Raw genomic sequence first — 20,857 nt, 5'->3', positions numbered from 1 at the left:
CATAAAAAAGCACCTTGTATTGGTCTGTTGTCGTAAACAAATTATACTTTAAAGTGCCTATTTATGGGCTTTATTTATGCTTTTGAATGTAGGAAATTTAGGATTTTCTATGTGCGAAAGTTGAGTACTATTATAAAAAACTTTATAGCCTCAAATAAAGATTTAGTAAAAAGATGTTTTGTAGATTTAGAATTTAATACTATAGATGATATTTTAAGAATACCCGGAAAGATAGAATATTTTCATGCAAATATATCAAAAGTAGCTACTACATTGGGCGAATGTGAAAAATTTGATTTTTTATATAATGAATTTCAAAAATTTGAAAATAAATATAATAAAAGAATCGATGATACAAATACTACAATTAAAAATATAGAATCTTTAAAGATAAAATTAGAACAGTATGAAAAAAGTTTATTAAAAAACAAAGAAGTTTTAGAGGACAATGTTTCTTTATACTATAAAAACTATAAAGATGGATTTTTAACATATTTTAAAAACAAATATCATGCTAAAAATGCAAAATTATTTGCATTATCATTAGAATATATTTGGCAAATAATATTAAAAAATAAAAAAGAAATTATTAAAAGCCTTGAAGAGTGGGAATACTCTATGAAAATATTTAAATCAGACGATAGAAAATCAGAATTTTTAAAAAATTTGGAATATCACAAGAAAAACATATCCTTAGTATATCCTGTAATGACAACCACATTGGCTTCATCTTTAGGATTGTTCTTTTCTCCAAAGCCTGATATTTATGATTATTTAGTAGTTGATGAGGCAGGAATGATACCGCCACATTTATTATTTCCGTTAATTACAAGAAGTAAAAGAGCAGTAGTTGTAGGAGATCCTAAGCAGCTTGAACCGATTATTTCAATAAGTGATACTCAAAAAGAGGAGTATAAAGAAAAAACTTGGGATTATATAGAAGAAGATAAAGAAAAACAGTTTATAGAATATCAAAAATTTTCGCCAACTATGAGCACTGCATATCATAGAGCTGCAAAATGTCAAAGTGTTGAGTTTGATGATATAGGAGACAGTATAGTTCTTGATGAGCATAGAAGATGCTTGAAAGATATAGCAGATATTTTTATTGATGTAGCAAACTATGATAAATTACATGTAAAAACACAATGGGGAAAAGATGATAAGTTGCAAGAAAGTTATGATAATTTTGGAGGGAAAAGCTTATATTGCTCACATGTAGAAATAGAAGCAATGAATGATAATGTAAATTTTGAAGAGATTGATCGTATTGAAGAGATTTTAGAAAAAATCAGATTAGCAGGATTCGATTTAGAAAAGGATGTAGGAATAATAACTCCATATAGAAATCAAGCGTCCAAACTAATAACCAGATATAAAAAAACTATCAATCATACACGAAGACTTGAAAAGATAGGAACCGTACATAAATTTCAAGGAGCAGAATTTCCTATTGTAATATTCTCTGCTACAGTAGGTAAAAATGACAGTATTAACTTTATAAATAGCAGGCCAAATATGTTAAATGTTGCTGTTTCAAGGGCGAAGTATATTTTTATAGTTGTTGGAAATATTGATGCACTAAAAAAAGGTATTTATTCAGGAAAAATGATAGCACATGCCTTGGCGAGCGGCTCAATTATAGATTAGATTTAGTGATAATAATAAAATTATGAATAAATGAAAAAAGGATTGTAAAGATGAAGAGATATTTAAAGGTTTTGTTAGCTTTGTTTTTAAATATGAACCTTATGGCGGATAATGTGGATGATGGTTTGCAAGCATATAAGAATAAAGATTATACTAAAGCAGAGAAATTATGGGAGCAGGCATGCGATGATGGAAATACTAAAGGATGCTTTCATCTTAGTAATCTTGGGATTTTGTATAAAAATGGAGAAGGTGTAGAACAAGACTACAACAAGGCAAAAAATCTATGGGAGAAGGCTTGTGAAAATCAAGATTATGGCGGAGGCGGTGGATGTTATAATCTTGGGCGTATGTATGATATGGGAGACGGCGTGGAACAAGATTTTAAAAAAGCGGTTCAATATTATAAAAAAGCATGTGAAAGAGAAAACTCAACAGGTTGCCATAAATACGAAGCTATGATTTTAATTTTAAATAAAAAACTTGAACAATATGCTGATGATATAGCTAATAAAAAAAGATAAAACAAAAATTTCCCGTGGGAAATTAAATAGACTCTTTTATCTTTTTAATGCTCTCTATCAAATCAATAAGTTTACTTGGGTCCATTTCATAATGCCTGCATATACCACTAAAGAGAAAGTTTTCATAAGCTTCCTGATTATGCTTTTTAGCATAAGATAACTTCTGCTGTGTAGTTCCTGCTAGTTCATAAAAAGAAGCCGCATTTATATCTAACCTATCTAAAACATCTTTTAATTCAATCATGTTTATATCCCATAAAACTTTTTATTTTGTTATTTTATTCATATTTTACTTAAATATTTGTTTAATTACTTGACATTAACTCATTATTTTGTTATAATTATACTATAAAACAAATATAAAGGTTAAAAGATGAAAAAATACTTAGTAGCTCTCTTTGAAGAGAAAAACATAAGTCTTGAAACTTCAATCGAAGCACAAGGAGAAAGCGGAACTAACTTTATGACACTTCAAATTGTTGTTGATGCTATTGTAATTGCTCCAAAGCATGAGCAGAGAAAAATCAAAGATATCTTAGTTCAAATTGATTTTAAAAACGGTGATGTTTTACACTTCATGAAACATCTTGCAAATGCTCTAGCTATATAGGCTAGAGATATTCATTCCAGGGATAAAAAAATGAAACTCACAAACGCAATTAAAAAACTCTCAAAACACGGCAAGGTAAAGCAAGACGGTAACCTCTTTTGGGCAGAGATAAACAGACATGTAGTTGAATTTATGGTGAATGGCAGAATGGATGATGATTCCAAAGATATCACTTGTATCAGATGCAGAGGTGTAAATGATAACGATGATCTTATGACTGACTATTGGGGCGGTGTATGGTGTGACAATTTAACACAAGCAATTAAAGTGGCTACGGCTGCTTGATGCTTTTTTTATGAATAATATTTAAAATATGGAGCTACATTATGAGACAAACTTTTGAAATCGATGGAGTTTTGGTAAATCCAAAGTTAAGAAAATATTTTGACAGTACACCAAATGACAAGAGAAGCCAAAAAGAAATAAATGAGTTTTGGCGCAAGCCATATATCATCATAGAAGAGTTAGAGCAAGAAACATGGGAAGAACATTACCATAGACTGAAAACCACGCCCTGCTCATTTACTGATGAACAAATCGGAACAAAAGAGCAGTACTTAAAAAGATTAGAAGCAGAAAAAAGCAACTGGTTAGAGGCATGGCACTCCGGTTTTAGATATAACTTAAGATGCCTTGACGGCGGAGCGTGGGATAGAAGCACAAATCACGGATTTTATGCAACTTTGGAAGAAGCCGTAACAGCAGCAAAACAAAAAAAGGGCATAAATAAATTCATAAAGGTCTCTCTAAAAGAAATGACTGGTTCCCTAGGAGGTGCTAAATGGAGTTGAATGAAAAAATCAAACTAGCTACAGATGACGAGACATTAAACAAGTACGGACTTCTAGTCAGTCATAGCTTTTTGAATGATGATGCAAAAAAGAGCTACTTTGATGCAATTGAAGAAAGAAGAAAGCAGCTTTTTTTAATTGGAGATAGCCTTGTTGAGATAGATATGGAAGGCTATAATACAAGCAAGAGTGACGAACGTATCAGCAGCGGATACAGATCAAGCGCATATTGAAGGAGAGAGGTGAAATGTGGGTATTAAAAACAAAAAGCGGTAAGAAAATCTATTTTGAGAAAATTAAAAATTTGCAATTGGTTCTAACTGCTATGCGCAAGTTCGGTGATGATGGCTTCATATATAAAATAAAAACATCTCCTATTCAAAATACAATCATAGCCGCCTCTATCATGGGAAATTTACTCTCTTTTTATGACCATAGAGTGAAATTCGAGAGAACAAAATCAGTCGAACTATTGCGCTCACGGGTTAGAAAGTTTTTGGCAATAAAAAGCAGAACTAATAAAAACGAGTATTTAAAGGCACTATCTTATTCTAATTTTGCTTGGCAAAAAATGATTGACGTTTTTGTAAAAAATAAAACTCCCATCGAGCTTGCTACCGCTGTCATGCGTGTGTATGGTTTGTACTCAGAGCAACTAAACAAATATGCAAACATAAATGAAAAACAGATGGATGCATTTGCTTTAGGCATGATAGGTGAAATCACACTGGAGATAGAACAAAGCAGCTATGTCGTAGTAGATTTTCTTCTTGATGAATTGAGCAAATTCACTGGAGTAAAACGTAAAAAATTACGACCTGTTGCTCAAAATTATGAAAAAAAGGCGGCATAAAATGGCTACAATACAAAAATTTGCATTTTTACCAAAAATTGTTTGGACAATGAAAACAAGAGATTATCATTATGGGATTATATGGCTTTGTTGGTATTGGGACGAGGGTAAGCAAAATAATACAACATCATATTATAGGCTTACTGATGATAATGAAGAACCAATGAAGTCTCATCGATATCTTAGAACTCATACAAATAGATGGTGAAAAATAAAAAACGGCACCGAACAAATTTTGCTCCCTGTCAATGGATAAAGCAAATATTTTATAAACAAAAGGAAAAAATATGCCAAAATTCAATATATTACTTGCAAAAAAATATGGAAACCAATCCGACGAGGCATCTATAGTCGGATGTGGATTAGATAGATTAAAATCAGAATATGGAATTATATTTGATGATGAAGATGATGTTGAAAAGATTATTTGGATTTACAACAAATATAAAGAACAATTTAAAAAAATTGTAACCATCGATACTAAGCGCGATTTAATAAAATTGATTTGTTTTAAAGACTGGAATACAGTAGAAGAAAATGGTATTAAAATTTCAAAAGAGGATAAAGAATTTTTGAATTTTAAAAAGATTATGAATAATGTTTGACAAAAAAATAAAACAGGAGTCAAACGCAAATGGCAGAAAATAAAATCGAAGAGTTACGGCTTAAAGCGAAAGAAGTTTTGCAAAAAGCAAAAGAACAATCAAAGAAACTTATCGAAGAAGCAGAGCAGCTTGAAGCTCAAAGCAAAATAAAAATAGCCGATAAAGCTATAGAATTTTATGAAGAAAAAATCTCTCAAGATGATTTAAAAAATTTCATAAAAGAGAATTACATTTCATAAAAATAGATTTTATATTTAGCAGTTTGGATATAAAAATAAACTGCTAAATATCTGCATGCAGCTACATCTTACTTTCAACTTTACCAAATAAATTATTCAGCTCTTTTCTTTTTTTGCATCACTACAGATATGTGGTTTTTGAAATCAATTTTTCATTTTGTGTTGCTTTTTTTTTGCTCATCGTTGTGTTGCAGTAGCTATTTTTTTGTTGGTTGAGATTGGAAATATGATTGTTGCTGAAGTGTTAGATTTTTTTCAAAAAAATATATTTTTTTGAAAGCAAGTTAAAACGGTATGTTTTTTGTGTTATTTTTTCTGTTAATAATCTTTTGATTTTCTCTTTTTAATGGGGTTTGACTACTGTTATGGTAGCTGTTTTTTTATATGTTATTTTTTTTAAGGGGTGTTTTTTAAAAAACAATAATTTGTACTTTCTTTCGTATCTAACAATTTTCAATGCTGTTAGATAGCTGTTAGATAGCTGTTAAATTCACATAATTATGAATAAGAGCAAATTAACATAAAGAGGATGGAAGATGAAAGTATTTTCAATAACCGTGGATAATAGCCTATACGAGATGATTACAAAAGACAGTATCGCTCACAATATATCTAAGTCAGAAGCCGTGAGAATAAAGCTGGGAGAGGCATACCATGCTTCTGCTAAACAAGAAGAAAAAGTCGTTAAGAGATTTGATGGTTTTGAAAGAAAACTTATTGAAACAATTGAAGAAAAATTTTTAAAAATTGAAACACAAAATGTTAGAAGCTTGAGTTACATACTTAGTAATCATCATCTTATAAAATATATTTTTGGTGAATTGATTTTTGCCGACTTGGAACCAGAAAAAATATCTGGAGAAATAAGAAGGATAGTATCGCTTTCAAAAAGTGCGGCACTGAAAACACATCCCGTTGATTCGCTAAACTCAAAAGAAAATATTACAAGTAATATTTTTCCTGAACATTTGAGTTAAGGATTTCGCAGTGGATTCTAAAGAATTACTCCTTTACTTGGAGAGAGAAAAATTAAAAAAAGAGGCTATTGAAAATAGCGAGAAACCTATAAAAAGTGGCTCTTCATCTTCAAAACAATCAAATCAAAGTGGTGGAGTAAGTTTTGATACCGATGATATAAATGTCGGAAGTGATGATGGCAAAAGTTCTTCATCATCTACCCAGATATCTAGCACTGCACTACCGATAACATCAGATAGCAGCGGTGTAAAATCTGAAGCAGCTTCATTTAAAAATGTTCCCGAAGTCAAAGCAAGTGATAGTAGCGCAAGCGTAGCTCCGATTAAAATAGTTGATGATGGTGTCGCTAAGACATCTTCATCTTCAAGTGGAAAGATTAGCAGTGGAAGTAGTGCCGTTACAGTCATTAAAAATTTTGCAATTGTAAAGTTTACAGGTGCTGATAATTTTGGAAAATCTGCTTATACCGTAGGTAAAAAAGCTGGAGAAAGAGCAGCAAAAGCTATTGATTATTTTGCAAGAGAAGGTGCTCAAAATGATGCAGCAAGTTTAAAAAGAGCAGAAGAACATATTGAGTATATGGGAAGAGATAGTGCAAAGGAAGCTAGTTTAGGTGATGAGTTTAAAAGTGGAATTCTCTATGATAAGAATGGTTTTGAATTATCAATTGCTCAAGCAAAATCATTTTTTGGAGATGATATAACAGGTGAGAGAAGAGTTGTGTTTTCTCCAAATCCAAATTTAAAAATGAGCGATAGTGAATTTCAAAAAATAATAAATAAAACATTGTCTGACTTTGGAGAAAAATATAATAAAAATTATGATTTTATTTATGCAGTTCATAGAAACACAGATAATCCACATGCACACATTTTGATGAAAACGAATGATGTTGATGGTGAAGGTATTAAAATGTTTAAAGATGAACTCTTTGAACTAAAGATGAGATTCTATGAAAATACTCAAGCCGTTGCCGAAGCAAAACAAAACATGTTTACATTTTTTTATAAAGATGAAACACATTTCTCTTTAGCTATGCAAATTGGAAGATTTACTGGAGATGTTCCCGGTGCAGAATTTGCAAAGCAAAATATTTATTTGGCTGAAAAAATTGCAAAAAAATACAATCTTGAATTTGATGAAAAAGCAATGCAAAAAGACACCGATAAGGTTAAACAGTTTTTTGAGGCAAATAAAGATAAATACAATGAGTTTACGACTAATGCTAAAAATAGATATGCAGATACATTCACAAAATTTTCAAATGATGCCAATGCTCTTGCTGTAAAATATAATCTTGGTGAAGTCCCAAAAGATATAGAAGGTTTTGGCGAGTTTTTAAAACAACATGATAAATTATTTTTGGCAGATAAAATAGCTATCGACAAAGGACTCTTACTAACAGACAAAGATGCCAAAAATCTTTCACTCAATCTTGAAAAAGATGAAAATGGAAAACTAACAAAAAAAGGCATGGAAAATTTTGTAAAAAGCACAGAGTGGTTTGATAAAAATGCGGGGAGTGTAAGAGAGTGGAACAGTGAAAATAAAGATAGGATGTCAAAAGAGACATATAGTAGATTAGAAAATTTAAACACAAGAGTAGATATACCTTTTGCTATGCCAAAAGACAGGATGGGTGCAATTAAGCTAACTCATCATTACAAACTAGACAAAACGGCTTTTGCAAACGACACAAGGAAAGCTCTTGTTGATGTTGTAGAAGCTCGAATCAAGTACTTTCAAAAAGCAGCTAAGTCACATGAGATATCCAAAGAAGATAAAAAAACAAATATAGAGCGGTTGGACGGCTTGAGAGGTAAGATAAAAGCTTATGATGATATCACGGAGTCCTCTTTAAAAAAATACGGTATTGATACAAGCTTTTTTTCAAAAGATGAAAAAATAGTAGAGATGGACGGTATCAAATTGGAATATGGGGAGAATGGGCAAAAGTTTGATGCACTTTTAACAAAAGCGATCCAAAGCCCTGAGTTTACTCCAGAACAAAAAGATAAGATAGAAAGAATCAGCCATGTTGCCGACAAACAGCAACAAGTATCTGTAAGTGCTTTAGAAAATGCAGGATTTAAAAGAGAAGAACTGCAAAAAGAGTTTAGTATCCAAAAGATAGAAACAAAACAGCAAATTATAAATTTTAAAAGAACCGATGAGTTTAAAGAACTAAGCAATACAAGTTTAAAAGATTGGAAGCAGGTAAATTCAAATAACTATATGCTGCCAAAACAAAAAGAACATGAGAATACTTTAACCAAAGAAGAGGCAGAAGCTCCAGCAATATCTGACGAAATACAGCAAAAATCTAGCTATATTAATAATTTTAGGCTATCTCAAGCCGAAATTGATTCTCTAAGGACTATGACAAAAGAGACACTTATACATTCAGACCCTTCAAATGTATTAAATTCTCTAGGCATTGATTTTACAACAAAACAGGGTGGCAGCAACTATAGTTTTAGACTTAGAGCAGATGACAGAACCCCAAGTGCTTCAATGTATTTAGATAGAAGCGGTGTGTGGAAGTTTAAAGATTTCGGAAGCGGAGAAAGCGGTACTATTGAAAATGTGGTTATGGTTGCAACAGGCATGAACTATAAAGATGCACTCAACTATTCTCTTGATGCAAGCGGGTTAAAAAATTATCTTGCAGAAGCTATCGAATCAAACCAAAGTATGGCAAAAATCCAATTAACTACTGAACATTTATCAAGATTAGAAGAGATAAAAAATATCAACATTGCAAAAGCTCAAGAGAATAATGTAAATTCAAAAGTTTTGAGTTATAGGGAGATTACTCCAGATGATACAAAAGCAATAGAGTTCTTGTCAAACAGGGGAATAGATTCTATCCCTAAAAACATGTATATCATAGAGGGGCAAATAAGCGGTGTAGGAGCTAATGGAAAAGAGTATAGCTATACAAATATGGGCGTTGGTGTTCTTACGGGTGATATGAGTAAACCTATAGAGCTAGACAAAGTAGGTGCGGATATCCACTTTTTAAATCCTAAAGTTTTAAGAGATGGGGCAACCATGAAGACACAATCTTTTGGACTTAAAGATATGACTCTTATTCCAGGAGAAAATGATACAAAAGATTATGCAGTCTTTGAATCAAAAATGGATTATGCAGCGGCAGCATGTAAAATAGACTTAAATGAAACAAATGTCATTATCGCAAACGGTACGGGACAAGCTAACAAAATAGCAGATCTATTAAATGAGCAAGGTTTTGAGAAAGTTACATTTTTTAATCAAAACGATATGCCAGGAGAGAAGTTTGTATCTGATATCGTAGAAAAAGCAAATATAGAAAAATTTGATTTTGTAAAGTATGAAGCTGTCGGAGAGTACAAACAAGATATCAATGATCTCGTAAAAAATGGCGTTGATGTAGAGCAAAGGCTTATAAGCAATGCAACCGTTGAAGATTGGCAAAACTATATTTTAGAAAATAAAGAAGCGAAAATTGAAGATATACAAAGCTTGATAGAAAAAGGTGAGTTTAAACAAGCGGAGCAGCATTTAAAAGATAGCGGTTTAGATAAAGAGACTCAAGCAGAGTTAAGAGATGATATAGAATTTGCCAAAACCGTATCTATGATTAGCAAAGCTCAAGAAGATACTCCGGAGCAAGAATTTGAAACTCAGCAAAGTGAAGAAAACCAAAAAGTTAAAGATGCAGCTCTACAAGAAAAAGCATTGGAAGATATAAATCTTGAAAAAGAGCAGGTAAGAAGTTCGGGTATGGGAATGTAAAAACTATCGCTTACTTTTATCTATGAGATTGTTGTCAGCTGCAAACTCTCTAAAATCATCCACTATGCCACTAAAAAAATTTATTGTTTTTTGTGGTATGGAATTTTTATCATCTGATACAGCATTACTTGTATTAGCATCTTGGTAAACTATTTGTTCATCTAGTGCAAAAAGCGACAAACAAAGAAGCAATGCTGCTGTGCTGACTTTTTTCATCGTTTCTCTTTCTATTGCCCGACATAAGTCGGACATAAATTATTGGAACAATCCGCCTTTAGTTTCACCTTTTGCATCAGAAGTAATAAAGTTTTTTACAATACCGTTTTCTTCAAAAACTATGACTAATGATTTTGTAGTGTCGTTAGTGCCAGCAACAAACCAATTTGCAACAGGAACATAATTTACAAATTTAGCATCTTTTCTAGTGTGCAAGTATGTCCATTTCTCTAAAGAATTATTATCAAAATCTGTTTTATCAGGGTCGCCTAACAAAGTTTTAACATCCTGTTTTGTAGATTTACCTTTCACTATTTTAGTGTCAATTTCACTCTTCTCTATTGCTCCTAAAGTTTCGTTACCAGTTTTTACAGCACATCCACTGCCTAAAATTAAAGTTGCAACCAACATCGATGATGCAGTTATTTTTTTTAGCATTTTTATTACTCCAGTTTAAATTTATTTACTATTCATAAAAAATATGAATAAAAGCATTATACAAAAATACAAAGGAATAAGAGTGTGCCTGACAATTAAAGTCTTGAAATTAAATATTGGAGAAAATTTAGAAAATTATGAATAAGAGATAAATCAAAACAAAAAGGAGATTTAATCTGATGGAAAAAGAAGAGTTTATTAGCGAAAGGCAAGCATCTATATTATTGGATGTTGATCCATCATCTATGAAGATGTGGAGAGACAAAAAAATCATAAAAGAAGGGCTTTACATTGTTAAACGATACCCTGCAATGAAAAGAATATTTTATAGAAAAAATGAACTATTGGAATGGGCAAAGAGCTTTAGAGGAGAGATAGATGAAACACAAGAACATACATGATTTTAAAAATAGACCTATTCTATGAAATTACAGATAATTAAAAGAATGATTGCTGTGTGCAGTTTGATTGTTACAAATATCTTTGGAGATTGTAAGATTGATAATAACCTTATGCTGTCAATTCTGCTCAATGAAAGGCACTCTACTAAAAATCCAGGATATGAGTATCTTATCTCGTTCAATAATCCTGCAGAGGCAAAATCTGTAAAAGCATACTACAATGATTTCTTTTTAGATGAAAGAACTCTTGATTGCAAGCGTTTGGATAGTTGCGTAAACTTTTTAAACCATCTTGTTAAACAAGGTATTACAAATGTTGATCTGGGAGCGTATCAGCTAAATTATAAATACCAAAAACTGAACCATGAAGATTATTTTAGAATAGAGCCTAGCTATTTTAAAGCTTGTAGCTATGTGGAGCAGATGGTAAATGAAGTCGGATATTCATGGCGTGGAATAGCTGCTTATCACTCTAAAACAGAGAAGTACAACCAAATCTATAGAAAAAATCTGATTTCTACCTACAAAGCTATTGTGAGCAGGAATTAGTAAATCGTCATCTAAATTTCCCGTGGGAAAATTTAGAAAATTATGAATAATAGAAAAAATAGGAGTGAGAAGATGCTTGGACAGGCGGCACAGTTGACTGTTGTCAATAAGTTGATAAATGAAATAGAATCCTCAAGAGGCAGTGAAAATTTAAAGTTCTTAACTAGAGAGATAAGGCAGGTGTATAAACTAAAAAGAAAAATTGAAAAAAACAAGTTTAATGTGAACTACACTAAAGATGTAAAAAAAGTGGCAATCTCTATTAATTCTGAGTTGTCAAAATGACCAGTCTGATCATAAGTCCGTTAAGGCTAAGAAAAATACAACTGGCAATACTTGGTGTTGTCGGCAGCATGGTTTTTGTTGTCTCGCTGAGTGTTATGTTCAATATAGATCTTATCTTATTTAATTTTGATATACGAAACTATGAAACTTATGCTTATTTTAAAGATTTTCCGATACCGATTTTGGCTAAATGGTTATCTTTTCTTTATGATTGGGCATTGAGCGATTGGGTTCTCAATGCTCTGATTTGGGGTGGTGTTGTGGGTTTTATAGTGAGTGTTTTACTGATTGATAAACTTGTAATCGATAAGAGCACTAGTCTCATTCGAGGCAATAGAATTGAAGATGCAAAAAAATTGAGAAAGATGATTAAAGAAAAATCAAGGCTTTTTATAGGTAAAGAAAAAGTGCCGCTGCCATATACAAATGAAAATAGGAGCATTGGAATAATTGGGATGGCAGGTTCCGGAAAAACTCAAGGTATTTTTTCAGTGCTTGAGCAAGTTGTCCATTTTAAAGAAACTATGATTGTATATGATAGAAAACCTGATTTTTGGATAGCTTACTACAGGGCGGATAGAGATTTTTTATTTTATCCGGCTGATGCACGAAGCATTAAATGGAACTTCTTTTTAGATATACCTGATGATGAGCAAGAGATGCTTGATGAGGCAGATAAGATAGTTAAATCTTTTATACCCGATACACAGTCAAAAGAGAAGTTTTGGGACAATACAGCACGAATGATACTAAAAGGTATCATCATAAAAGTAAAAACAAGTCCGAAACCATCAACAAAGAAACTTATAGATTTTATAAGACAGTTTCAAACCAAAGAAGAGATATGGGCTAATTTGCAGGATGTAAACGATAAATACGGGTTGAGCATAAAGTCTCTACTGACAGAAGCTGCAGAAGCAACGGCGGGAAGTATCATGATGAATCTACAACCCTACTTTATAAAAATAATGCGACCTGAATTTTATTTTGAAGAGAGCGATTTTTCGATAACTAAGTTTATAAAATCAACTGCAAATAAAAATATAGACCAGAGATTGTTTTTAGTGCAAACAAAAAAAGAAGAGGGCAATTACGAGGGATATTTCAGAGTAATGCTTGACATGATGACTAGAACAATACTTAGTCTTGAAAACAATCCAAATAGAAGAATATGGATTTTTTTAGATGAGGCACAAACTCTTGGAAAGTTGAGTGAAGTTAATGATCAACTTGCTGAGGGACGAAGCAAAGGTGGTTGTGTTGTGCTAGCTACTCAAGATTTGGCAAGATTGGAAGAGCTTTACGGTGAACATCTTATGCGAAATATTTTTCAGCTCTTGGGTACAAAGCTAATGCTCCAATATGATGATCCAAAAGGACAAAAATTTATAAGCGAGTTCCTTGGAGAGCAAGAAGTTGAAGAAAAAAATAAGAACCGCATGATAAGCAGAGATGCTCAGAGAGATATAGAGCAAGTCAGCGAACGCAATACTACAAAAAAAGTGTTGCTAACAGGAGAGCTTGGGCTTTTGAAACCATTGTCTGCATATTTAAAAATGCCTGGTTTCCCTGTGACGGTTGTGCATTTTAAATTCTTTCAACCATCTCAAATAAACTTTTTTAAAAAAGCGGTAATAAATCAGATGTTTAATAGTTTGACTGTAAATACAAATGAAGAAACGGTTCCGGCTGCTAAAAAAATTCAAGCTAAAGAAACAACTCAAGAGAAAAAAACAAAAGGAAAAGCTCAAGTGGATAAAGGCGAAATTGAAACGAGATATGAAGATAAAAACGGAAATGAAATTACACAAGAGCAGTATAAGACACTTATGTTAGTCGGAGCTGAATCAACAACAAAAGGATACACAATATGAGAAAAATCAGTTTATTGTTTTTTATGGTAGCAGCAATCGCTTCAGATGTATTTGCTGCCGACCCGTCTATATATACATGGGGTTATGGTGAAATATTTTATAAAGTACTTCAGGGCGTAACGATTATTTCAAGAGAGAGCTATCTTATAACTTCAGCACTTGCAGTCGGTGGACTTTTGCTAATGATTAGAAATACTGCTGGTGGCGGTAGCAGCTCTGATATGGCAGTTGCGATGGGTAAGTACCTGTTTATCACGACTATAATAATCGGAATGTTCTCTACACAAACAAAACAGTATATCGTAGAGGATGAGATAACAGGGCAAGCGTTTCCTATTGATAATGTTCCGATAGGAATCGGCGAAACCTTCTCTTTGTTTACAAGCTTGGAAAAAAATTTAGCAAAAGCATTTGAGATCGCATTTGCAACACCTAATTCAATTTCTTATAGTAAAACAGGATTAGGCTTTACTATGTCTGCTCCTATTAACCTTGGCTCTTCTTATATGGTAGATGCTTATCTAGTAAGAACTTTTAATGAGTATATGGGAAATTGTGTATTTAGTGCCATAACTGCCAATGAAATGAGTGGTGATGTTTTGACCATGAGTACAAATTTAAAAAATGATTTGAGCGTAACAGGTTATCTTACGCCTTATTATAGTGCCGCAAATCCAAACGGGGTAGATATGCAATGTCAAGATGCATGGGCTGATTTAAAAGTTGCACTAGGCAGTAAGCTAGATGATATGGAGCAAATTGCCGCAAATAAAATGATGGTTGATCAAACAGTTTTTCAAAATGGAATGGCTGAAACTACAAGAATGATGTTTGGTGTTTCTCAAAATTCACAAGATTATTTATTTCAACAAACGCTTATAAATATGACAAATGACGGCTTAAAAGCGGTTGCACTCGCAACGGGTGGTGATGCTTCAGCTTTAGCGTATGCAAAGGCATTATCAGAGACAAATCAACAGCAGACTTGGGCAGTTACAGGAATACTTGCTCAACAGAATTTACCGTTAATGAAAGCAGTTATGACCACTCTTGTTTTGGGTATTTTTATATTACTTGTGTTGCTGTCTATAATCTATGGCGATTTAGGACATATCAAAATGGGGTTTACGCTACTGTTTGCAATGGTGCTATGGACACCATTGGCATTATTAATAAATGGAATGTTTAACATATCCATTGAAAGGATATTGCCGAATATAACCAATGGCGGTTTAACAATGGTAAATCTAAATGATGTATCTGAAAATTTAAAAAATTATCTCTCTTTTTTAGGGTATTTAGCTGCTTCAATACCTGTTTTTGCTTATGCTATAGCTAAAAAATCAGAGCACGGATTTGTAAGTTTGTTCGGTGGAGTCGGTGCAGCAAGTACAAGTGCAGCAGGAGGAGCAGCAAGTCAAACATCTAGTGGTAATATTAATGCAGGAAATAGTCGCTTAGGCTCTTTCAATGCAACGGATCAATACGGTACACATGATTATGCAGGGCAAAATGCTTGGAAAAAATCTTGGATAAATTCAGAAGGTGCAAGTAGAAGTTCCTATTTAAATAGCGATGGGCAAGGTTTGACAAAAACAGATGCAAGTGGAGCAGCAGATATTGCTGTAAATGGGCAAGGTGAAGTTGTAAAAGTCTCAAATAGCACAACAGGGGTCAGTATAGCAAACGGTATCTCTGATAATTATAATGCATCAAAACAAGAGACATCACAGCTTGGAGATGCATTTAGCTCTAGTTTTGCAAGAAATACTGCTAATACCATTAGTACAGGTGGACAAATTATTAATACTGGTACATTTACTGATAATAAAGGGGTGACTCATCAAACAGGAGATGCGCTCAATTCAGCTACAAATGAAAGTACTCAAAAAACATTAAGCGATATGAAATCTGGAGGAAAAGATTTAACATTTACAACTGAAAATGGAGCAAATTTAAGTGCCCATGCAGGATTTAGCCCAACGAAGTTATTAGAAGGTATAACAGGCTTCAAAGCAGGAGTTGACGGGTCTTTAACCTTTAGCGGTAAAACGGCAGATGGAGAGAGCTATTCAACAAAACTTTCTGCTTCAGAGGCAGATAGTTTCATGAAGTCATTCAGCACTAATCTCTCAGAGCAAATCCAAAAAACCGATGGACTCTCCTTTGCACTTGCTGACCAGGTGCAAAAGACTTCTGGTTACGGAGATAGTGATACTAAAACAATTGCTGACAATTATGCTAAATCATATAATCAAACTGAAGCATTATCTGAACAGTATTCAACCGCTCAAAAAAGAGATAAAAACTTCACCGAAGATGTATTGCCAAAAGTTTTCAATAAGTTTATAGATGAAGCAGTAATGAAAGACGGGACAAAACTATCTGATGTTAGAAAAACAGATCCAACAAGAGCTGCTGAACTTGCTGCTGCCATGATGAGAGATGATTTATATAAAGATGAAAAGATGAACGCTATTGACAGTGTTCTTGGAGTTAAACTAGATACAAGCAAAGCTCAAAAAGCAGGCTCTATAATATCGGCTCAAAGTGAAGAGATGAAGAAAACCAGTGAAGATTATTCAACAAAGGGTGATGCCTTAAAAGGTGATGTTATCCCTGTTGTTGAAAAAGCAAAAGAAAATACTGCTAACACACCCAGAAGTGAGGTAGAAATAGATAGTAAAAAACAAAATATCAAAGATAGCTATGACACACAATCAACCTCTTTAGAGGGAGATAGTAAAAAATCTATGCATGATTTTAAAGATAAACATCAACTAAACTCTGAAGATAAGATTGATGAGAAAACGCTTGAGGCTAAACAGAAAGTTGAAAAGGCTAAAGATACTACAGGAATAATAACCGCTGCAAAGCTTAATCCTTTAGGACAGAAAGTTCTTGATACAACGGATAGCATACTTGGTAAAAACGAGGATGAGCAAAGAGCAGATGAGACATACGCTAAAGCGGTGAAAAATGGGTTGATAGATAAAGGAATCTTCAGCGATAGTTTAGATACTAAAAAACTTGACCAGTTTTCGACTCAAGAGTTGAAAGATTTGCAGTTATGGGAAAAAAATAATGCTGGAGCAGGTTTAAGCAATACAGCAGAGAGACAATTAGAACAAGTTATTCAACATAGAGAAAAACAAGCTCAACCGATAGCACAGAGTGAAGTTGCTCAAGCTCCAATGCAGAATGATGATGCAAGAAGAGAAAAACAAGTTTTGCAGGATAAAGTTCAAAAAGCAGGCTCTATAATATCGGCTCAAAGTGAAGAGATGAAGAAAACCAGTGAAGATTATTCAACAAAGGGTGATGCCTTAAAAGGTGATGTTATCCCTGTTGTTGAAAAAGCAAAAGAAAATACTGCTAACACACCCAGAAGTGAGGTAGAAATAGATAGTAAAAAACAAAATATCAAAGATAGCTATGACACACAATCAACCTCTTTAGAGGGAGATAGTAAAAAATCTATGCATGATTTTAAAGATAAACATCAACTAAACTCTGAAGATAAGATTGATGAGAAAACGCTTGAGGCTAAACAGAAAGTTGAAAAGGCTAAAGATACTACAGGAATAATAACCGCTGCAAAGCTTAATCCTTTAGGACAGAAAGTTCTTGATACAACGGATAGCATACTTGGTAAAAACGAGGATGAGCAAAGAGCAGATGAGACATACGCTAAAGCGGTGAAAAATGGGTTGATAGATAAAGGAATCTTCAGCGATAGTTTAGATACTAAAAAACTTGACCAGTTTTCGACTCAAGAGTTGAAAGATTTGCAGTTATGGGAAAAAAATAATGCTGGAGCAGGTTTAAGCAATACAGCAGAGAGACAATTAGAACAAGTTATTCAACATAGAGAAAAACAAGCTCAACCGATAGCACAGAGTGAAGTTGCTCAAGCTCCAATGCAGAATGATGATGCAAGAAGAGAAAAACAAGTTTTGCAGGATAAAGTTCAAAAAGCAGAAAAAAGTGTCAAAACTATTTCTGAGGCAGTTGCAGAGATGAAAGAAAAAGAGTAGCTTTTAAAAAATCTCCAAAATTATGAATAAGAGATAAATTCAGATTTTGGAGAAAAAATGGAAGATATATTATTTATAATAGGCGTGGTAATAGGCTGGACTTCACTTATGCTGGGCTTGTCTTATATTTCAAACAAGATATTTAAAAAGAAAGATATAGATGATAGTGAACTTTCATCTGTAGAAATTGACAATACCTCTACAACAACTAAAAAAATCAATAATGATGATACAAACGATAGTTTAATCAATCCTGTAAGCGGCGGGCTTATGATGGGTGGCATGGGTGGTATTGATACTTTTGGCAACAGCTTTGGCAGTGATACTTGTGGTGGGTTCAATGACTAAAGTAATCATAATGTCGCTATTGTGTTCCAGTATGGCTTTCGCAAATTTTTACAAAAATAATTTAGAGGGATGGTTTGCATATAAGGATGCAAATTTAACTGAAAAATTAGAAGACAACAATACCAAAAAAGATACTGCAAAATTTCCCGCGGGAAAAAAACCTAAAAAAATAGTAGAGATACCAGAGGATCTTGAAGAGCTTAGTGCAAAAGAGTTTGAGGCACTAATCACTGAGGCAAAAGAGATATCTACTATGAACCCCACTAAAGATAATGTCCGAAAATTTATCATACTTCAAAACTTTGTGCAGCAAAAAGCGGATGCATTGACAAAAACTTGGGGAGAAGTGATGTTGGAAAATCCAGAGCTTGACATAAGCGTAAATATTGCTAAGACCTCTTTTGCAAAGAGTGCTATGGGTGAAGCCTCTAAAACTGAGAAGAAAACCTTTTTCTCAAAATTTTCCAAATATATGACTGTCGTTATGTTTTATGATAGCAACAAAAAAGAAGCTACATCAAAGCAAGATGATGTAATGAATTTTATAAGTTATGACTATTCGGAGATAAAACAACTCAAAATTGACATTAATAATAAAAAAGCGGATGAGCTTTTTGCGAGGTTGAAAATAAGTGATGAACGGTTGCCTGATATCTGGCTGATGATAGATTTTGATGGGAAACAAGCTTGGAAAAGAGTTGCAATAGGACTTAGCACTCAAGACAAAATTATGAATAAAGTTTATGAATATAGCAAAGAGATATTTAAAGAGGAGAAGAAAAAATGATAATAACAATAGCGCATACGAAAGGTGGAGTAGGTAAAAGTACCCTTGCATGGCATTTGGCACATAGCTTTAAAAATAAAGAAGTTAAGATTATAGACCTTGATTTTCAACAAACTCTCTATTTTGTAAATATTATAAGTGGGGATACGCTTAATGTTTTACAGCCGCTTAGTGTAGATGAGCTTATAAATGAACTAGATGCTGTTGCTCCAGATGAAATTTGCATCGTTGATGTCGGTGGTTTTGATAGCGATATCAACCGTGCAGCGATAGAACATTCTGACAGAATAGTTATTCCTATCAGCGAAAGTATTACCGAGGTTCTAGGATTTAGAACATTTGAAGGGATTTTAAAAGAGCTGAAAGTAGATGCTGAAATACATGTTGTCTTAAATAACATCCATCCCCTTACAAAAAACTTTGACATTATCAAAGAAGCAGTTAGTAAAAATAAAATGAAACTACTTAACACTGTAGTTCGTTCACGCAAAGTTTTTAAAACTACGATGGGAGATGGAAGTCATATTTTTAAAGTAGCAGATCATCTTCTAGCGAAACAAGAGATTTTAGGAGTAAGAGATGAACTTAGATAAAATCAATAAAGCGACTTCCGGTAAAACACGCACTACAGGTGTAAGTGCTTTTATGGAGCTGGAACTGACAAAAATTTTTCCAAATCCAAATCAACCTCGTAAAAATTTTCAAAACATAGAAGAGTTGGCGCAGAGCATACAAGCGCAAGGGCTTATTCAACCCATAGCAGTAGTTAAAAAAGAGGACGGCTATATGGTAGTAAGTGGGGAGCGCAGATATAGAGCTTGTCAATACTTAGAGTTAAAAAGCATAAAAGCACATGTGCTGCAAGCAGATGATGTGAAAGTGCAAGAACTATCTCTCATTGAAAATATTCAAAGGGAAGACCTGAGTGATTTTGAAAAAGCGAAGTTTATAGGGCAATTATGGGCAAGTGGTAAGTATGCACAAAAACAAGATTTGGCGGTTGCTATAGGTAAGAGTTCCAGTTATATTTCAAAAGTTTTTAGCTCTCTAAAGCTTGATAGTTCAATCTTGAATGAGATAGAAGAAAATAAAAATGACATTTCTTTGTCGGTACTTGAAGAGATAAGCAGAGTAAAAAATAAAGATACCCAAAGAGAGGTATATGAAAAATATATAGCTGGTGAGATAACGAGGGATGATATTAAGATTTTTAAAGCAGACAATATCAAAAAAGATACCAAAAAGACCTCTAAAAATAAAAAATATAAACATCCTGTCGTAGAGTACAAAACAATCACAAATATCGATGAGATAATTTCAGAGCTTAAGAAGGCTATCTCCTCTGGTGCAGAACTAGACGGCAATCGTGTAGTAGGCGGCGGAATGGACGGAACATATCTTGATAACTCTTATGAGGTTACTCTTTTTGAACTTTTAAAAGATTTCAAAGACGAGATTAAAGAGCTAAATAAAAAAGAAATATACATTATAAGCTATCAGAATAAAAAAACTTCTCATGGCGGTGGTGGACACAGAGTAAGAGCTTATAATGAAGACGAGGCGTTAGAGCTAGGAAGAGAGCATTATTCAGAATATGCAAAAGATAAAAATTATATCTTTGAAGCAAGAACTCTAAGAAAAAACAAGGAAGAAATTTCCCACGGGAAAGAAGAGAAAGATAAAAAATGTTTTGTAACATCATCAAGAGGGATAAACTTTCCAGAATGGAAAGATGGGTTTAGAAATGGGCTTATTTTCTCGACACCCCATCCATTGCATGTTTACGGTTTGGATGATAATAAAAACTACAAAATTACAATAGAGGAGATATAAGAACATGCTGAAAAATCTTATAGCATGCCTGTTAAATGCCTTTAAAAAAAGAAAATGGG

Annotated in this window: 24 protein-coding genes; 21 read left to right on the top strand and 3 right to left on the bottom strand. The window is 33.1% G+C overall.

Features of this window, described 5'->3' with window-relative positions; translation table 11 throughout:
• Nucleotides 1-63 precede the first annotated feature (63 nt).
• Nucleotides 64-1,650 carry an AAA domain-containing protein gene (locus PHY84_RS02515; protein ID WP_299857387.1) on the top strand — a complete coding sequence of 529 codons (1,587 nt, stop codon included), beginning with the start codon at nucleotides 64-66 and terminating at the stop codon, nucleotides 1,648-1,650.
• A 50-nt stretch (nucleotides 1,651-1,700) separates the two neighbouring features.
• Nucleotides 1,701-2,174: a tetratricopeptide repeat protein gene (locus tag PHY84_RS02510; protein ID WP_299857385.1), complete on the top strand. Its 474-nt coding sequence runs from the start codon at nucleotides 1,701-1,703 to the stop codon at nucleotides 2,172-2,174.
• Nucleotides 2,175-2,196: 22 nt separating this feature from the next.
• Here the strand turns inward: PHY84_RS02510 and PHY84_RS02505 are convergent, their stop codons facing one another.
• Nucleotides 2,197-2,418 carry a hypothetical protein gene (locus tag PHY84_RS02505; RefSeq protein WP_299857383.1) on the bottom strand — a complete coding sequence of 74 codons (222 nt, stop codon included), beginning with the start codon at nucleotides 2,416-2,418 and terminating at the stop codon, nucleotides 2,197-2,199.
• Between the two features lie 129 nt (nucleotides 2,419-2,547).
• Between PHY84_RS02505 and PHY84_RS02500 the strand changes: the two genes are divergently transcribed.
• The 10 genes from PHY84_RS02500 to PHY84_RS02455 all read left to right on the top strand — a co-directional run bounded on the left by PHY84_RS02500 (nucleotide 2,548) and on the right by PHY84_RS02455 (nucleotide 10,030).
• Complete coding sequence (locus PHY84_RS02500; protein WP_299857381.1) at nucleotides 2,548-2,784, top strand: hypothetical protein; 237 nt, start codon at nucleotides 2,548-2,550, stop codon at nucleotides 2,782-2,784.
• A gap of 30 nt (nucleotides 2,785-2,814) precedes the next feature.
• Nucleotides 2,815-3,069, top strand: a complete 255-nt coding sequence (locus PHY84_RS02495; protein ID WP_299857379.1) for a hypothetical protein — start codon at nucleotides 2,815-2,817, stop codon at nucleotides 3,067-3,069.
• 41 nt (nucleotides 3,070-3,110) lie between these two features.
• Complete coding sequence (locus PHY84_RS02490) at nucleotides 3,111-3,575, top strand: hypothetical protein (protein ID WP_299857377.1); 465 nt, start codon at nucleotides 3,111-3,113, stop codon at nucleotides 3,573-3,575.
• Nucleotides 3,566-3,808 carry a hypothetical protein gene (locus tag PHY84_RS02485; protein ID WP_299857375.1) on the top strand — a complete coding sequence of 81 codons (243 nt, stop codon included), beginning with the start codon at nucleotides 3,566-3,568 and terminating at the stop codon, nucleotides 3,806-3,808. The genes PHY84_RS02490 and PHY84_RS02485 overlap by 10 nt, the downstream gene beginning before the upstream one ends.
• A gap of 14 nt (nucleotides 3,809-3,822) precedes the next feature.
• Nucleotides 3,823-4,428 carry a hypothetical protein gene (locus PHY84_RS02480; RefSeq protein ID WP_299857373.1) on the top strand — a complete coding sequence of 202 codons (606 nt, stop codon included), beginning with the start codon at nucleotides 3,823-3,825 and terminating at the stop codon, nucleotides 4,426-4,428.
• A gap of 1 nt (nucleotide 4,429) precedes the next feature.
• Entirely contained in the window at nucleotides 4,430-4,636 is a 207-nt protein-coding gene (locus tag PHY84_RS02475; protein ID WP_299857371.1) for a hypothetical protein, read from the top strand.
• 79 nt (nucleotides 4,637-4,715) lie between these two features.
• A complete protein-coding gene (locus tag PHY84_RS02470; RefSeq protein ID WP_299857369.1) occupies nucleotides 4,716-5,033 on the top strand; it encodes a hypothetical protein in 318 nt (105 codons plus the stop codon).
• A 29-nt stretch (nucleotides 5,034-5,062) separates the two neighbouring features.
• Nucleotides 5,063-5,272 (top strand): hypothetical protein, encoded by a 210-nt coding sequence (locus tag PHY84_RS02465; RefSeq protein ID WP_299857367.1) that lies wholly within the window; start codon nucleotides 5,063-5,065, stop codon nucleotides 5,270-5,272.
• Nucleotides 5,273-5,808: 536 nt separating this feature from the next.
• Nucleotides 5,809-6,249, top strand: a complete 441-nt coding sequence (locus PHY84_RS02460; RefSeq protein ID WP_299857364.1) for a hypothetical protein — start codon at nucleotides 5,809-5,811, stop codon at nucleotides 6,247-6,249.
• A 10-nt stretch (nucleotides 6,250-6,259) separates the two neighbouring features.
• Nucleotides 6,260-10,030, top strand: a complete 3,771-nt coding sequence (locus tag PHY84_RS02455; protein WP_299857362.1) for a toprim domain-containing protein — start codon at nucleotides 6,260-6,262, stop codon at nucleotides 10,028-10,030.
• Between the two features lie 3 nt (nucleotides 10,031-10,033).
• Here PHY84_RS02455 and PHY84_RS02450 read toward each other — a convergent pair whose 3' ends face one another.
• Together PHY84_RS02450 and bamE are read right to left on the bottom strand one after the other, a co-directional pair.
• Nucleotides 10,034-10,246 carry a hypothetical protein gene (locus tag PHY84_RS02450; RefSeq protein WP_299857360.1) on the bottom strand — a complete coding sequence of 71 codons (213 nt, stop codon included), beginning with the start codon at nucleotides 10,244-10,246 and terminating at the stop codon, nucleotides 10,034-10,036.
• Nucleotides 10,247-10,285: 39 nt separating this feature from the next.
• The gene (gene bamE / locus PHY84_RS02445) at nucleotides 10,286-10,684 is read right to left on the bottom strand and encodes an outer membrane protein assembly factor BamE (RefSeq protein WP_299857358.1); all 399 of its coding nucleotides are present in this window, start codon (nucleotides 10,682-10,684) and stop codon (nucleotides 10,286-10,288) included.
• A gap of 179 nt (nucleotides 10,685-10,863) precedes the next feature.
• Here bamE and PHY84_RS02440 point away from each other — a divergent pair, with 179 nt between their 5' ends.
• The 9 genes from PHY84_RS02440 (at nucleotide 10,864) to PHY84_RS02400 (ending at nucleotide 20,798) form a co-directional block, all read left to right on the top strand.
• Nucleotides 10,864-11,085: a hypothetical protein gene (locus PHY84_RS02440; protein WP_299857356.1), complete on the top strand. Its 222-nt coding sequence runs from the start codon at nucleotides 10,864-10,866 to the stop codon at nucleotides 11,083-11,085.
• Nucleotides 11,086-11,106: 21 nt separating this feature from the next.
• The gene (locus tag PHY84_RS02435; RefSeq protein ID WP_299857354.1) at nucleotides 11,107-11,634 is read left to right on the top strand and encodes a hypothetical protein; all 528 of its coding nucleotides are present in this window, start codon (nucleotides 11,107-11,109) and stop codon (nucleotides 11,632-11,634) included.
• Nucleotides 11,635-11,676: 42 nt separating this feature from the next.
• The gene (locus PHY84_RS02430) at nucleotides 11,677-11,919 is read left to right on the top strand and encodes a hypothetical protein (protein ID WP_299857352.1); all 243 of its coding nucleotides are present in this window, start codon (nucleotides 11,677-11,679) and stop codon (nucleotides 11,917-11,919) included.
• A 95-nt stretch (nucleotides 11,920-12,014) separates the two neighbouring features.
• Nucleotides 12,015-13,793, top strand: coding sequence for a type IV secretion system DNA-binding domain-containing protein (locus PHY84_RS02425; protein WP_299857350.1), 1,779 nt, complete (start codon nucleotides 12,015-12,017; stop codon nucleotides 13,791-13,793).
• Complete coding sequence (locus PHY84_RS02420; RefSeq protein ID WP_299857348.1) at nucleotides 13,790-17,830, top strand: conjugal transfer protein TraG N-terminal domain-containing protein; 4,041 nt, start codon at nucleotides 13,790-13,792, stop codon at nucleotides 17,828-17,830. Before PHY84_RS02425 ends, PHY84_RS02420 begins: the two co-directional genes overlap by 4 nt.
• A gap of 57 nt (nucleotides 17,831-17,887) precedes the next feature.
• Nucleotides 17,888-18,178 carry a hypothetical protein gene (locus tag PHY84_RS02415; RefSeq protein WP_299857346.1) on the top strand — a complete coding sequence of 97 codons (291 nt, stop codon included), beginning with the start codon at nucleotides 17,888-17,890 and terminating at the stop codon, nucleotides 18,176-18,178.
• Nucleotides 18,171-18,965: a conjugal transfer protein TraF gene (gene traF, locus PHY84_RS02410; RefSeq protein WP_299857344.1), complete on the top strand. Its 795-nt coding sequence runs from the start codon at nucleotides 18,171-18,173 to the stop codon at nucleotides 18,963-18,965. The genes PHY84_RS02415 and traF overlap by 8 nt, the downstream gene beginning before the upstream one ends.
• The gene (locus PHY84_RS02405) at nucleotides 18,962-19,558 is read left to right on the top strand and encodes a ParA family protein (RefSeq protein ID WP_299857342.1); all 597 of its coding nucleotides are present in this window, start codon (nucleotides 18,962-18,964) and stop codon (nucleotides 19,556-19,558) included. Before traF ends, PHY84_RS02405 begins: the two co-directional genes overlap by 4 nt.
• Nucleotides 19,545-20,798, top strand: a complete 1,254-nt coding sequence (locus PHY84_RS02400) for a ParB/RepB/Spo0J family partition protein (protein ID WP_299857339.1) — start codon at nucleotides 19,545-19,547, stop codon at nucleotides 20,796-20,798. The genes PHY84_RS02405 and PHY84_RS02400 overlap by 14 nt, the downstream gene beginning before the upstream one ends.
• Nucleotides 20,799-20,857 lie beyond the last annotated feature (59 nt).

The sequence above is a fragment of the Sulfurimonas sp. genome (assembly GCF_028694605.1).
In the GTDB taxonomy this organism is placed as follows: Bacteria; Campylobacterota; Campylobacteria; order Campylobacterales; family Sulfurimonadaceae; genus Sulfurimonas.
The sequence above is the reverse complement of the archived record's forward strand: the minus strand, read 5'-3'. Positions and strand labels throughout refer to the sequence as shown.